At 61.7% G+C, this 15,130-nt stretch carries 2 protein-coding genes; both read left to right on the top strand.

The features are described 5' to 3' along the window. Window positions 1–8 precede the first annotated feature (8 nt). Window positions 9–6,464, top strand: coding sequence for a non-ribosomal peptide synthetase (locus tag RGM3321_RS26805; protein WP_244395555.1), 6,456 nt, complete (start codon window positions 9–11; stop codon window positions 6,462–6,464). A 1-nt stretch (window position 6,465) separates the two neighbouring features. Then, window positions 6,466–15,087, top strand: coding sequence for a non-ribosomal peptide synthetase (locus RGM3321_RS26810; protein WP_244395556.1), 8,622 nt, complete (start codon window positions 6,466–6,468; stop codon window positions 15,085–15,087). Window positions 15,088–15,130: the final 43 nt, after the last annotated feature.

The following is a 15,130-nucleotide window of genomic DNA, read 5'->3' on the forward strand; positions in this document are numbered from 1 at the left end:
AGACCCCAGTGCAACAGTTGCTTGACTCCGTTAAATCGCTGTCCGCCCGTGAACGCAAGGCGCTGGCGGTCCTGCTCAAGCGCCAGGGGGTGAATCTCTACGGGGTCACGCCGATCGCTGTAAGGGAGACGCCGGCCCCGTCTGCGCTCTCCTATGCGCAGCAGCGGCAATGGATCATCTGGCAACTGGAACCGCACAGCGCGGCCTACAACATTCCGCTGGGGCTGCGCCTGCATGGCGTGCTGGATGTCGAGGCATTACGGCGTAGCGTCGAACACCTGATCGAGCGTCACGAAACCCTGCGCACCACGTTTGAACAGCAGGGCGACGAGGCGTTGCAGGTGGTGCATCCGGCGTCGCCGTTTGCATTGAATGTCGATCAACTGGCGGCTGGCGAAACGGTCGAGCGTTATGTCGATCAGGAAGTGCAACAGCCCTTCGATCTGCAACATGGGCCGCTGTTGCGGGTCAGGCTGCTCAAACTGAGCGAGCAGGAGCATGTGCTGGTGTTGACCCAGCACCACATCGTCTCCGATGGCTGGTCGATGCCGATCATGGTCGACGAGCTGATGCAGTGCTATCAGGCCGCCACGCTGGCCCGCGAAGCCGAATTGCCACCCTTGCCAATCCAGTACGCCGACTACGCCCTCTGGCAGCGCAACTGGTTGGAAATGGGTGAGCAGGAACGTCAGCTTGCGTACTGGAAGCAACAGCTGGGCGAGCAGCAGCCGATTCTGGAGCTGCCCACCGATCGACCGCGCCCGGCACTGCGCAGCTACGAAGGGGCGCGACTGAATGTCGAGCTGGATGCCGCGCTGCTGAACGACCTCAAGACTCTGGCGCGGCAGCAGGGCATCACCCTGTTCATGCTGTTGCTGGCGTCGTTGCAGACCTTGTTGCACCGCTACAGCGGTCAGGCCGATATACGCGTCGGCGTGCCCGTCGCCAACCGCACCCGCAGCGAAACCCAGGGGCTGATCGGCTTCTTCGTCAACACCCAGGTGCTCAAGGCAGAGTTCGATACGCAAACCACCGTGGCTGGGTTGCTGCAACAGATCAAGCAGACTGCCGTCGAGGCGCAGGCCCATCAAGACCTGCCGTTCGAACAACTGGTCGAAGCCTTGCAACCGCAGCGCGACTTGAGCCGCAGCCCGCTGTTTCAAGTGGCCTACAACCACCAGAGTGAAGGCCACGGCGAGGCCCGTGAACTGGCCGGTCTGCGCCTGGAATATCAGGTGTCCGACAAACACACCGCGCAATTCGACCTGACCCTGGATACCTGCGAACGCCCGAACGGTCTGGCCGCTTCGTTGACCTACGCCACCGACCTGTTCGACGCCGCAACCATCGAGCGTATGGCCGGGCACTGGTGCAACCTGCTGAATGGCATGTGCCGCGACGTCAACCAGCGCATCGCCGACCTGCCGCTGTTGAGCGTCGATGAGCGGCAAGACACCCTGCGCGACTGGAACCGCGACCTTACGGTTTATCCAGGTGAATATTGCGCCCATCAACGCATCGAAACCCAGGCCGGGCGCACGCCGTTGGCCATTGCCCTGACTTTTGCTGGCGAGCAATTGAGCTATCAACAGCTCAACCGCCGCGCCAACCAGCTGGCCCATAAACTGCGTGAGCAGGGCGTCGGCCCGGATGTTCGCGTAGGGCTGGCCGCCGAGCGCAGTCTGCAGATGATCATAGGGATGCTGGCGATCCTCAAGGCCGGTGGCGCGTACGTGCCGCTGGACCCGGATTACCCGCAGGATCGCCTGAGCTTTCTGATGCAGGACAGCGGTATTGAATTGTTGCTGACCCAAGCGCATTTGCTGAGTCAACTGCCTATTCCTGCACATGTTCAGACACTGGATCTGGCGGATGCGCTGGACAGTTACAGCACGGAAAACCCGATTAACCAGACCTCGCCAGACAACCTGGCCTACGTCATCTACACCTCCGGCTCGACCGGCAAGCCGAAAGGCACCTTGCTCGCTCATCACAACCTGATGCGCCTGTTTGCTGCCACGGATAACTGGTTCAAATTCAGCGAAAGAGACGTGTGGACGCTGTTCCATTCCTTCGCCTTCGACTTCTCGGTGTGGGAGATTTTCGGCGCGCTGCTGCATGGCGGCAGACTGGTGATCGTGCCGCGCGAAGTGACCCGCTCGCCGGAAGAGTTGCATGCGCTGCTGGTTGAACAGCGCGTCACAGTGCTCAACCAGACGCCGTCGGCGTTCAAGCAGTTGATGCGTGTGGCGTGTGATTCGCCTGTGCCGATGTCGCTGGAAAAAGTCATCTTTGGTGGCGAAGCGCTGGACGTCGCCAGCCTGAAGCCCTGGTTCGACCGTTTTGGCGATCATGCACCGCAACTGATCAACATGTACGGCATCACCGAAACCACGGTTCACGTGACTTACAGGCCAATAACCGAGACCGACACGCAAAACCCGGCCAGCCCGATTGGCGAGGCGATCCCGGATTTGTCGTGGTACGTGCTGGACGCGGATTTCAACCCGGTCGCTCAGGGTTGCAGCGGTGAGCTGCACATTGGCCATGCGGGTCTGGCGCGGGGTTATCACAATCGTGCGGCGCTGACTGCCGAACGCTTCGTGCCGGACCCGTTCTCCAGCGACGGCGGTCGCCTGTACCGCACCGGCGACCTGGCCCGTTATCGCGCTGCCGGAGTGATCGAATACGCCGGGCGTATCGACCATCAGGTGAAGATTCGCGGCTTCCGCATTGAACTGGGCGAAATCGAAGCGCGGCTGCAAGCGCACCCGGCGGTGCGCGAAGTGATCGTGCTGGCCGTGGATGGGCAATTGGCCGCGTATCTAGTGCCAGCCCAGCCTGATCACGACCAGCAAAGCCTGCGCGAAACGCTGAAAGCCGAACTCCGCGCGCATCTGCCGGATTACATGGTGCCGACGCATTTCATCGTCCTCGACAAGATGCCGCTGACCGCCAACGGCAAGCTGGACCGCAAGGCGCTGCCTGCGCCGGATGCCGGTCAGTTGCAGGTGGCCTACATCGCTCCGCAAGGCGAACTCGAGCAGCAACTGGCGGCGATCTGGGCCGATGTGCTGAAAGTCGAGCAAGTCGGGCGCGGTGACAACTTCTTTGAACTGGGCGGGCATTCGTTACTGGCTACTCAGGTGATTTCGCGCATCCGCCAGCAACTGAACGTCGAATTGTCGTTGCGCGATCTGTTTGAAACGCGCGATCTGGCAGCCTTCGCCCAGGCGGCGGGCAACGGGCAGGGCAATGCTGCGCCACGCTTTATCAAGGCCGACCGCAGCCAGCCGCTGCGCTTGTCTTACGCGCAGCAGCGTCAGTGGTTTCTCTGGCAGCTTGATCCTGAAAGCACTGCTTACACTATTCCTGCGGCCCTGCGTCTGAGCGGCTCGCTGGACATTGCCGCGCTGGAGCACAGTTTCAGCGCATTGATTGCCCGCCACGAAACCCTGCGCACCACCTTCCGCCAGCAGGGCGAACAGGCTGTGCAGATCATCCATGCGCCGCGTGCCTTGACCCTGACGGTCGAGCCCGTGCCTGCCGGACAAACCCTTGAAGCCTGCGTGCAGCAGGAAATGCAGCGCCCGTTCGATCTGGGACAGGGCCCGCTGCTGCGCGTCCGCTTGCTGAACCTTGCTGCTGACGAACACGTGCTGATCCTGACCCAGCACCACATCGTTTCCGATGGCTGGTCGATGCCGATCATGGTCGATGAACTGGTGCGCCTGTACGAAGGCTACAGCCAGGGCCGTGAGGTGGTGTTGACCGCGCTGGACATGCAGTACGCCGACTACGCGCTGTGGCAGCGCAACTGGATGGACGCCGGAGAACAGGCGCGGCAGCTGGATTACTGGAAGCAGCAACTGGGCGACCAGCAGCCGATTCTTGAGCTGCCTGCTGATCATCCACGCCCGGTCGTGCAAAGCCACGCCGGTGCTCGGCTGGCGATCGAGCTGGCACCAGCGTTGATCGACGACTTGAAACAGGTCGCGCGGCAACAGGGCGTCACACTGTTCATGCTGTTGCTGGCGTCGTTCCAGACCTTGCTGCATCGCCACAGCGGCCAGCCGGACATTCGCGTCGGCGTGCCGATTGCCAACCGCACTCGCGCGGAAACCGAAGGCCTGATCGGTTTCTTCGTCAACACCCAGGTGCTGCGCGCCGAATTCGACCTGCACACCACGTTCAGCGAGTTGCTGCTACAGGTCAAACATGCAGCTCTGCAAGCTCAAGCACATCAGGAATTGCCGTTCGAACAACTGGTCGAGGCCTTGCAACCTCAACGCAGCCTCAGCCACAGCCCGCTGTTCCAGGTGATGTTCAACCACCAAAGCCAGGCCAGTGCCGAGGTGCGCGCACTGCCTGGCTTGCAGGTCGAAGCGCTGACGTCCGAGAGCTATCCGGCGCAGTTCGACCTGACCCTCAACACCGCCGAACACGATGGCGCTTTGAGCGCGGGCCTGACCTATGCCAGCGCGCTGTTCGAACGTAGCACCATCGAGCGCATGGCCGGGCACTGGCTCGCGCTGTTGCAGGCCATTTGCGCCAATGCGGGTCAGCGCATTGCTGAGGTGCCAATGCTTGACGCTGCCGAACAGCAGCAGATTGTTCGCGACTGGAACGCTACTGCCGCCGATTTCCCGAGCGAGCACTGCCTGCACAGCCTGATCGAGGCGCAGGTGCTGGCCGCGCCAGACTCTCCGGCGCTGATGTTCGCCGCCGAACAACTCAGCTATGCGCAACTCAACGCCCGTGCCAACCAGCTTGCTCATCGCTTGCGTGAAGCGGGCGTTGGGCCGGATGTGTTGGTAGGGATTTGCGTCGAGCGCAGCCTCGAGCTGGTCATCGGCCTGCTGGCGATCATCAAGGCCGGTGGAGCGTACGTGCCGCTGGATCCGGATTACCCTGAAGATCGCTTGGCCTACATGATGCAGGACAGCGGCATTGGCTTGCTGTTGACCCAGAGCGCGCTGTTACAGCGCCTGCCGGTTCAGGTGCAGAGCCTTTGTCTGGATCAAGAGGGCGATTGGCTTGACGGTTACAGCACTGCCAACCCGGTCAACCTCAGCCATCCGTTGAATCTGGCGTATGTGATTTACACCTCGGGTTCGACCGGCAAGCCAAAAGGCGCAGGCAACAGCCATCGCGCCCTGGTCAACCGTTTGCACTGGATGCAGAAGGCTTACGCGCTGGATGGCAGCGATACGGTGTTGCAGAAAACCCCGTTCAGCTTCGACGTGTCGGTCTGGGAATTCTTCTGGCCGCTCATGACCGGTGCACGTTTGGCCGTGGCGTTGCCGGGCGATCATCGCGACCCGGAGCGGCTGGTGCAGACCATCCGCGAACATCAGGTCACGACGCTGCACTTTGTCCCGTCGATGCTCCAGGCGTTTCTCACCCATCCTCAGGTGGAAAGCTGTAACAGCTTGCGTCGTGTGGTGTGCAGCGGCGAAGCACTGCCTGCCGAACTGGCCGGTCAGGTGCTCAAGCGTCTGCCGCAGACGGGTTTATTCAACCTGTACGGCCCGACCGAAGCGGCTATCGACGTCACCCACTGGACCTGCACCCCGGACGACGTGCTCAGCGTGCCGATTGGTCGCCCTATCGACAACCTGAAAACCCACATCCTCGACGACGGTTTGCTGCCTGCCGCGCAAGGCGTTGCGGCAGAGCTGTATCTGGGTGGCGTTGGTCTGGCGCGGGGTTATCACAACCGCGCGGCGCTGACGGCTGAACGCTTTGTGCCGGACCCGTTCGACGAGCAGGGCGGGCGTCTTTACCGGACCGGGGATCTGGCGCGTTATCGCGATGAAGGCGTTATCGAATACGCCGGGCGTATCGACCATCAGGTGAAGATCCGCGGCCTGCGTATCGAGCTGGGCGAGATCGAAGCCAGCCTTCTGGAACACGAAAACGTTCAGGAAGCTGTAGTTGTCGACGTTGACGGCCCATCCGGCAAGCAGCTGGCAGCCTATCTGGTGGCTGAGCACAGTGGCGATCACCTGCGGGATGCACTCAAGGCGTATCTCAAGGAAACACTGCCCGATTACATGGTGCCGACCCACTTCGTCTGGCTGGCAAGCATGCCGCTGAGCGCCAACGGCAAGCTGGATCGCAAAGCCTTGCCGAAACCGGATGCCAGCCAGTTGCAGCGCCAGTACGTCGCACCGTCGACGGAACAGGAGCAGCAAATGGCTGCGATCTGGGCCGACGTGCTGAAAGTCGAGCGCGTCGGGTTGAGCGACGATTTCTTCGAACTGGGCGGCCATTCGCTGCTGGCCACACAACTGATTTCCAGAATTCACACGGGCCTGGGGATCGACATCCCGCTGCGCCTGATTTTCGAGAAACCGCAATTGAACGAATTTATTCAGGCTTTCGCCAGCAGCGGTTTGTCGCTGACCGAGGACGGCTTGTCCGATATTGAAAAAATGATGAATGAAATGGCGGGTATCTGACATGGACAAGTCTGCAGCACAGCGTATTGCCCAGCGTTTCGTTGGTTTGCCCGTCGAACAGCGCCGCCAGATTCTGAACAAGATGCACGAGACCGGGCAGAGCTTCAAACTGCTGCCCATCGCTGTAACCCGGCATGATGTAGCGCGTATCCCGCTGTCCTACGCACAGCAGCGCATGTTGTTTCTCTGGCAGATGGAACCGGGCAACGCTGCTTACAACGTGCCCATGGCGGTGCGTCTGAATGGCCCGCTGGACCGGCAGGCATTGAGCGCAGCGCTGGACCATCTGGTGCAGCGTCACGAAACCCTGCGCACCCGGTTTGTTTCCGAGGACGGCGCGTTCTATCAGGAGATTCTTCAGCAGGCGGCCGTTGCCCTTGAGTTCGCCTCGGTCGAGCCAGCAGACATCGAAAGCGAGGTGCGCGCCGAGCTGCAGAAGCCCTTCGATTTGCTCAGCGGTACATTACTGCGGGTCAGGCTGTTTCAATTGGGCGAAGCCGAGCACGTCCTGACCGTATGCATGCATCACATCGTCTCCGATGGCTGGTCCGGCGAAGTGCTGATTCGTGAGTTTGTGCAGTTGTATCAGGCTCAGGTATCCGGGCAGCCAGCGCAATTGCCTGCGCTGGTCATTCAATACGCCGACTACGCGATCTGGCAGCGCGCATGGCTGGAAGCCGGGGAGGGCGAGCGGCAGTTGAACTACTGGAAACAGCAGTTGGGCACTGAGCATCCGCTATTGAGCCTGCTGCTGGACCACCAGCGTCCGCTGCAACCGAGCCAGCGTGGTGCGACGGTGCGCGTCGATGTGCCGGAACAATTGTCTGCGCAGTTGAAAAGCCTGGCGCGCAACAACGGCCAGACCTTGTTCATGCTGACTCTGGCGGCACTGTCGGTGGTGCTGGCGCGCTTCAGCGGTCAGGCCGATATTCGCATTGGTGCGCCCAACGCCGGGCGCACTCGTAGCGAGCTTGAAGGCTTGATCGGCTTCTTCATCAACACTCAGGTACTGCGTGTGCAGGTGGATGAGCAGCAGAGCTTTGCGCAGTTGCTGGATCAGGTGAAACAGGTCGTGACCGGTGCCCAGTCGCACCAGGAGCTGCCCTTTGAACATCTGGTGGACGCGCTGGCACCCGAGCGTAATCTGGGTCACAACCCGTTGTTCCAGTTCAAGATCAATCAGCATGTGCTGGCGGCCGAAGACAGCGTACAACGTGTGTCGGGCCTGACTGTCGATGAATTTCCGATTGGCAGCAGCGATGCGCGCTTTGATCTGGCTTTCGACTTCACCGACGCGCCGCGCGGCATACGTGGTTATTTCACTTACGCCACCGACCTGTTCGAGCCATCGACCATCGAGCGCATGGCCGACGCGCTGCGTGCTGTGATGCAAGCACTGGTCGTGGATACTGACCAGCGTCTGGCTGATCAGCCGCAAGCAGTGTCGTTGCCGGTCGCTGAGCAGAGCGCCGATTTTGCCTGCGGCGACTTCCTCAGCCTTTGGCAACAGGGCCTGCACATCGGGCGCGGCAAGACCGCATTGCGCGTTGGCCAGCAAGTGTTGAGTTTTGACGAACTTGAACAATGCAGTAACCAGTTCGCCCGCTACCTGCATGCGCAGGACATCAAGCCGGGCATGACCGTTGCGCTGTGCCTGGACCGCTCTGTGGAATGGGTGGTCAGCCTGCTGGCGGTGCTTAAGCTCGGGGCCGTTTACCTGCCGCTGGACAGCGCGCAGCCCGCCGAGCGTTTGCAGCAACTGGTTCGTGACAGCGGCGCAGCGTTGCTGATTCACGCATACGGCGACGACAAGGCTGCGCAACTGGGTGTGTGTCCGGTACTGGCCTTCGATGCTGCGCTGTGGTCCGAGGTGGATGGCAGTGCGCTGAATGTGCGTGTCATCGCCGGGCAACCGGCTTACATCATCTACACCTCCGGCTCCACCGGGCAGCCGAAGGGCGTGGTGATCAGCCACGGCGCGCTGGCCAACTACGTGCAGGGCGTGCTTGAGCGCCTGTCGCTGGATGACGGGGCGAGCATGGCGATGGTTTCGACGGTCGCCGCAGACCTGGGCCATACCTTGCTGTTCGGTGCGCTGGCGTCCGGTCGGCCGCTGCATCTGCTGTCTCATGAGCAGGCGTTCGACCCTGATGGCTTCGCCTGTTACATGGCTGAGCATCAGGTTGAAGTGCTGAAAATCGTACCCAGCCATTTGCAGGGGCTGTTGCAAGCCGCCAACCCGGCCGACGTGCTGCCGGGCCAATTGCTGATTCTGGGTGGCGAGGCCAGTTCCTGGGCGTTGATCGAGCAAATCCGCACGCTCAAACCGGGCTGCCGGATCGTCAACCACTACGGCCCGACGGAAACCACGGTCGGCATCCTCACCCATGAGGTGGCTGAGCGTGTTGACGCCTGCCGCAGTGTGCCGGTCGGTCAACCACTGGCCAATGGCAAAGCGCGGGTGCTGGACGCCTATCTCAACCCGGTTGCCGAGCGTGTGGCGGGCGAGCTGTATCTGGGCGGTCGCGGTCTGGCGCAAGGCTATCTGGGCCGTGCGGCGATGACCGCCGAACGCTTCGTACCGGACCCGCACGCCGAGGGTCAGCGCCTTTACCGTGCGGGCGACCGCGCGCGCTGGGTGGACGGCGTGCTGGAGTACCTGGGGCGCGCGGATGATCAGGTGAAAATTCGCGGTTACCGGGTCGAGCCGGGGGAAGTCGGCCAGTTGCTGCAAACCCTGGAAAACGTCGCCGAAGCTGTGGTGCTGGCGCAGCCGCTGGAAAGCGACGAAACACGCCTGCAACTGGTGGCGTACTGCGTTGCGGCGGCCGGTGCGAGCCTGAATGTCGACAGCCTGCGCGAGCAACTGGCTACGCGCTTGCCCGAATACCTGGTGCCCGCGCAGATCATGCTGCTGGACAGGCTGCCCGTGACCGCCAACGGCAAGCTCGACAAGCGCGCCTTGCCTAAACCCGGTGTGGTCAAACAGCGCTACACCGCGCCAGTCGGCGAGATCGAGGAAAAGCTCGCCGCCGTGTGGGCCGACGTGTTGAAGCTGGAGCAGGTCGGCAGCACTGATAACTTCTTCGAACTGGGCGGCGATTCGATTCTCAGCCTGCAGATCATCGCTCGCGCCAAGCGTCAGGGCATCAAGCTCAGCCCCAAGCAGTTGTTCGAAAAGCAGACCATCGGCCAGTTGGCCTCGGTGGCAAAACTGATCCAGAAGAAACCCGCTGCGGCGGCAGAACAGGTCAGTGGCTCGCTGCCGTTGCTGCCGATTCAGGCACGTTTCTTTGAACAGGATATTCCAGAGCGTCAGCACTGGAATCAGGCGCTGATGCTCAAGCCCCTGCAAGCGCTGGATGCAATCCACCTTCAAGCTGCACTGACCGCGCTGATCGAACAGCACGACGCGCTGCGTCTGGGTTTCACCCAACAGAACGGCCAATGGCAAGCCACGTTCGGCGCGCTGAACACTCGCGATCTGCTGTGGACCCATGAACTGGACAGTGCCGAGCGCTTGCCTGAACTGGCCGATGAAGCACAACGCAGTCTGGACCTGAAAAACGGCCCTTTGCTACGTGCGGTGCTGATCGACCTGCCACAGGGCGAGCAGCGTTTGTTGCTGGTGATCCATCACCTGGTGGTGGATGGCGTGTCGTGGCGGGTGCTGCTGGAAGATCTGCAACAGGGGTATGTCGCCATCGCAGCAGGCCAGCCATTGGCGCTGGCGACGAAAACCAGCTCGCTGCAAAGCTGGGCCGAGCATTTGCAGGCCTACGCGCAAAGCCCTGCGCTGGCGCAGGAACTGGATTATTGGCAGACGCAGTTGCAGGACGTCAGCGACGCCTTGCCCTGCGATTACCCGCACGGCGGTCAGCAACAGAAGCACGCGCTGTCCGTAGTCACGCAACTGAATGGCGAGCAGACCCGGCAACTGCTGCAAGATGCTCCGGCTGCCTATCGCACGCAGATTAACGACCTGCTACTGACTGCGCTGGCGCGGGTGGTCAGTCGCTGGACCGCGCAGCCGCATGCCCTGATTCGTCTGGAAGGGCATGGCCGCGAAGACTTGTTCGTCGCGCTGGACATCACCCGTACGGTCGGCTGGTTCAGCAACCTGTACCCGGTCCGGCTCACGCCGCAGGCCACGCTGGCTGATTCGCTCATGGCCATCAAGGAACAGCTGCGCGCAGTACCTGACAAGGGCATTGGTTACGGTGCCCTGCGTTATCTGGGTAGCGAATCGGCGCGGCAGACCCTGCAAGCGTTACCGCTGGGCAGTATCGTGTTCAATTACCTGGGGCAGTTCGACGGCAGCTTCGACGCACAAGGCGCGCTGTTCACGCCCTCGGCCGAGAGCAGCGGCGCGTCGCAGAGCGCCGATGCGCCGCTGAGTGCGCCGCTCAGCATCAATGGTCAGGTGTATGGCGGCGAATTGCGCCTGAGCTGGACCTTCAGCGGTGCGGTGTTTGAACGTGACACCGTGCAGCGGCTGGCCGATGAATACGCGGTTGAACTGCAACAATTGATTGCGCATTGCACCACTGATGGCGTGGCTGGGGTAACTCCGTCGGACTTCCCGCTGGCACGCCTGAGCCAGTCGCAGTTGAGCAGTTTGCCAATTCCCGCGGCGCAGATCGAAGATATCTACCCGTTGGCACCGATGCAGCAGGGCATGTTGTTCCATACCCTGTTCGAGCAGGATGCGGGCAATTACATCAACCAGATGCGCGTCGAGGTCAGCGGCCTGGATGTGCCGCGTTTCCGTGCCGCCTGGCAGGCCACGCTGGATGCCCATGAGGTGCTGCGCAGCGGTTTTGTCAGCCATCTTGAGCAGTCGCTGCAAGTGGTGTTGCGCGATGCCAGCATGCCGTTTGTCGAACTGGATGCCCGTGCGCAATCAGGCGAATGGATCGACGCTTGGGCGAATGCCGATCGCCAGCAGGGCTTCGACCTGGCTCAGGGGCCGCTTTTGCGCCTAGCCGTATTGCGCACTGGCGAGCAGACGCATCAACTGATCTACACCAGCCATCACATTCTCATGGACGGCTGGAGCAGCTCGCGCCTGCTGGGCGAGGTGTTGCAACGCTACAGCGGCCAGACGCTGCCACGGCAAGTCAGCCGCTATCGTGACTACATCGAATGGCTGCAACGCCAGGATGCTGCGCTCAGTGAACGTTTCTGGACCGGCCAGCTTGCCGAACTGGACGAGCCGACCCGGCTGGTTCAGGCCTTCAAAGCGTCCGGGAGTGAGCAGGGGCATGCTGATTACCTGCAACTGATCGATGCCGATGGCACCCGCCAGTTGAGCGAGTTTGCCCGCGAGCAGCGCGTCACCCTCAACACGCTGGTGCAATCGGCGTGGCTACTGGTGCTGCAACGCTACACGGGGCAGTCCAGCGTGACCTTTGGTGCTACCGTGGCCGGGCGTCCGGCTGACCTGCCGGGTGTTGAGGAGCAACTGGGGCTGTTCATCAACACCCTGCCGGTGATCGCCAGCCCGCGCCCGGAACAGCGGGTGGCGGACTGGGTACAGCAGGTGCAGGCGAAGAACATCGCCTTGCGTGAGCATGAGCACACTCCGTTGTACGAGATTCAACGCTGGGCACGCAGCGCTGGCGAGGCGCTGTTCGACAACATACTGGTGTTCGAAAACTACCCGGTGTCCGAAGCGCTGCAACAGGCTGCACCGCCGGGGCTGGTGTTCGGCGGCCTGCACACCCAGGAGCAGACCCACTACCCGCTGACTCTGGTGGTCAATCTGGGTGAAACCTTGTCGATGCGCTTCAGCTACGCCCGCCAGCATTTCAGCGAGCAACACATGGCGCAGTTGTCGGCGCATCTGAGGCAGGTTTTGCAGGCATTGGTGCGCGATCCGCAGGCTGCGATTGGCGAACTGTCTTTGTTGAGCGGTCCCGAGCAGCAGCAGGTGTTGGGGGACTGGAACGCTACCGCCGCCGATTTCCCGAGCGAGCTCTGCCTGCACAGCCTGATCGAGGCGCAGGTGCAGGCCACTCCGGACGCCCCGGCGCTGATTTTCGCCGCCGAACAACTCAGCTATGGGCAACTCAACGCTCGCGCCAATCAGCTTGCCCATCGCTTGCGTGAAGCGGGCGTTGGGCCGGATGTGTTGGTAGGGATTTGCGTCGAGCGCAGCCTCGAGCTGGTCATCGGCCTGCTGGCGATCATCAAGGCCGGTGGAGCGTACGTGCCGCTGGATCCGGATTACCCTGAAGATCGCTTGGCCTACATGATGCAGGACAGCGGCATTGGCTTGCTGTTGACCCAGAGCGCGCTGTTACAGCGCCTGCCGGTTCAGGTGCAGAGCCTTTGTCTGGATCAAGAGGGCGATTGGCTTGACGGTTACAGCACTGCCAACCCGGTCAACCTCAGCCATCCGTTGAATCTGGCGTATGTGATTTACACCTCGGGTTCGACCGGCAAGCCAAAAGGCGCAGGCAACAGCCATCGCGCCCTGGTCAACCGTTTGCACTGGATGCAGAAGGCTTACGCGCTGGATGGCAGCGATACGGTGTTGCAGAAAACCCCGTTCAGCTTCGACGTGTCGGTCTGGGAATTCTTCTGGCCGCTCATGACCGGTGCACGTTTGGCCGTGGCGTTGCCGGGCGATCATCGCGACCCGGAGCGGCTGGTGCAGACCATCCGCGAACATCAGGTCACGACGCTGCACTTTGTCCCGTCGATGCTCCAGGCGTTTCTCACCCATCCTCAGGTGGAAAGCTGTAACAGCTTGCGTCGTGTGGTGTGCAGCGGCGAAGCACTGCCTGCCGAACTGGCCGGTCAGGTGCTCAAGCGTCTGCCGCAGACGGGTTTATTCAACCTGTACGGCCCGACCGAAGCGGCTATCGACGTCACCCACTGGACCTGCACCCCGGACGACGTGCTCAGCGTGCCGATTGGTCGCCCTATCGACAACCTGAAAACCCACATCCTCGACGACGGTTTGCTGCCTGCCGCGCAAGGCGTTGCGGCAGAGCTGTATCTGGGCGGCGTTGGTCTGGCGCGGGGTTATCACAACCGTGCAGCGCTGACGGCTGAACGCTTTGTGCCGGACCCGTTCGACGAGCAGGGCGGGCGTCTTTACCGGACCGGAGATCTGGCGCGTTATCACGATAAAGGCGTTATCGAATACGCCGGGCGTATCGACCATCAGGTGAAGATTCGCGGCCTGCGTATCGAACTGGGCGAAATCGAAGCGCGTCTGCATGAGCATGCCGGTGTGCGAGAAGCCAATGTGATCGACATTGACGGGCATTCCGGCAAGCAGCTTGTGGCGTATCTGGTGCGCACTGATGCCGCTCAGGACTCGGGCGCTCTGCGCGAAACCCTGAAAACGCACCTCAAGGCTCACGTGCCGGATTACATGGTGCCGACATACTTTGTCTTCATCGAGGTGATGCCGCTGACCGCCAACGGCAAGCTGGATCGTCGGGCACTGCCCAAACCGGATGTGGCTCGTTCACAGCAAGGTCACGTCGCGCCACGCACGGAATTCGAGCAACGTCTTGCCGCGTTGTGGGAGCAGGTGCTGCAGGTCGAACGGGTAGGGCTCAACGACAACTTTTTTGCCCTGGGCGGCCACTCGCTGCTGGCGGTTTCGCTGGCAGGCAGGATTCGCGAGACGTTTGATGTCTCCATCAAGCTGCATGATTTCCTGTTGATGCAGACCCTCGGTGAGCTGGCCGATTTCATGCGTAGCGATGAGGCTAAGGTCAAATCGGCAGTCATCGCCATGAACGCCAGTCGAGCGGACAACACGCCATTGTTCTGCCTGCCACCGGGCGGTGGCGGCACGTACTCGTATTACCCGCTGGCGGGTCAATTGAGCGACAGCCGACAGGTTTACGGGCTGGTCAACAAGGCGTACGTGGTGCCGGGCTGGTTTGAAACGTCGTGGCAGGAAATGGTCGATTACTACGTCGAGCAAATTCGTATGACTCAACCGCACGGGCCTTACAACCTGCTGGGCTGGTCGATGGGCGGCGCGCTGGCCATCGAGGTGGCGTATGTGCTTGAGCGTGATGGCGACGCGGTGAGTTTCCTTGGGCTGGTGGACACCCAGCTGCCTGCCTCGGTCGGCATGCAGTGGGTCGAAGAAGCTCCGGAGGTCACCACGCAGAAACAGGGCGAAAATTATTACCGCAGCCTGATCAAGAGCTTGCAGGCGTTTGTGCCTGGCTTGCAGGAAGCGTCGATTGTGGGGCTGATCGAAACCGCCCGGCAGTCGCTGTCCAGCGAGGGCGAGGTAATTGACTGGGTGGTCGACCACGTCGCGCTGGAGGCCGGCATGAACGCCGACAACCTGCGCAGCATATTCCAGGACATCGCCGTGCAGGACGAGATCGAGACCGGTTACAAGCTACTGGAAGCCAACGCACAACTGAGCCAGGCGTTTACCCTGAAAACGCTTAACGTACAGGCCGATTGCTGGTGGGCCGGGCAGAGCCGTGCGCCAGGGCAGATTGCCCGGGCTGAAGCGGTGCTGCTTGAAGAGTGTTCGGTCAACGGGCTGCGCAGCTCGACGACGGTTGATCAGCGGCATGACAACGTGGTGCTTGCCGAGGCGTTTCTGCACGGGCTTGCCGAGCGGCTTCTTTGACGCAGCGCGTCACGCACGGCATTCCCACGCTGGAGCGTGAGGA

This window comes from Pseudomonas sp. RGM 3321 (assembly GCF_022836805.1).
Lineage (GTDB): Bacteria > Pseudomonadota > Gammaproteobacteria > Pseudomonadales > Pseudomonadaceae > Aquipseudomonas.